The following is a 1,045-nucleotide window of genomic DNA, read 5'->3' on the forward strand; positions in this document are numbered from 1 at the left end:
ACCGAGAAGGGCCACCACCTGAAATCCGGAACTCAGTGACATCAAGTGCCATGCATGACGCCGGAGCTTTTTCTCATCGTTCATAATCGAAGAGCCCATTTGTTATTGTTTCGCGATAATTATTATCTGCATTGCGATGACTTGTCAAGCCCGTCGACAGATCCTGAAACGCATTTTCATTGGCGGCCTGAGGATTCAGCCATAAGCATCAGCTTTCCCGCAACCGGCGCGGGTGCGAGCCTCCCCCATCATTCCCGCCCCCAGTCAGTCCGACGATTTGCCGTCATTCCTGCGAAGGCAGGAATCTCGAGACCGCACCCGCAATCGTAGAACTCACACCCTTGCCAACTGCCGCGATCCGCGGCTAGACTCGACCCAGGGTAGGGTTCGGGACTGAGGGGTGCAGCATGACCACGCAATTTCCATATTCAGGCGAGACCATCAAACGGGCTTCCGGCCTATTGTGTCGACGCGCCATTCAGCCACGCTCACAACCCCAATGAAAGCAGGCACACACCGCTAGAGATGCGACTCGATCATGATTGGAAAGCAGGGCGAATGCCCGCAGGCAAATGTTCCAAGCCCCGTCAACAAACACCACGTATCAGCGCCAGGACGCCTGACTGACCGTCTAAAACCATAAACTTCGGAAAACAAATGACGTCACGCGGGACAACCAGACCTAATCCCAAATCAGTAAAGCTGGTTGCCAGGCTGCTATCACCAAAGGTATCGCTTTGGCGATATTCTCTGGAAGCCTGGCCCATCGCGCTGATTCCATCGGTGTTGCTTTTTGTGCTTGCCTCGGGACTGCTTGCACTTGCGGGCGTCTCTCTCGAGTCAATCGCACCTCCGGCCAGAGAGGTGTCCGTCTCAAGTTTTCTGGGAGCCGTGATATTTGCGCCCATCGTCGAGACCCTGGTTCTGATTGGCGGTATCAAGATCCTGGGATGCATTTCGAGCCGTCCCGTAGTGGTGGCAATGATGTCGGCTCTAGTTTGGGGAATTCTTCACGGAATTTTTGGCGCCTTGTGGTTCTTTGGTA

At 54.4% G+C, this 1,045-nt stretch carries 1 protein-coding gene; it reads left to right on the top strand.

Translation table 11 applies throughout. From position 1 onward, the window contains the following. Window positions 1-657: 657 nt before the first annotated feature. Window positions 658-1,045: hypothetical protein (locus VJ956_RS12670; RefSeq protein WP_324085406.1), on the top strand; the 388-nt coding region annotated here is incomplete at its 3' end.

Source organism: Marinobacter sp. (genome assembly GCF_035268745.1).
Lineage (GTDB): Bacteria > Pseudomonadota > Gammaproteobacteria > Pseudomonadales > Oleiphilaceae > Marinobacter.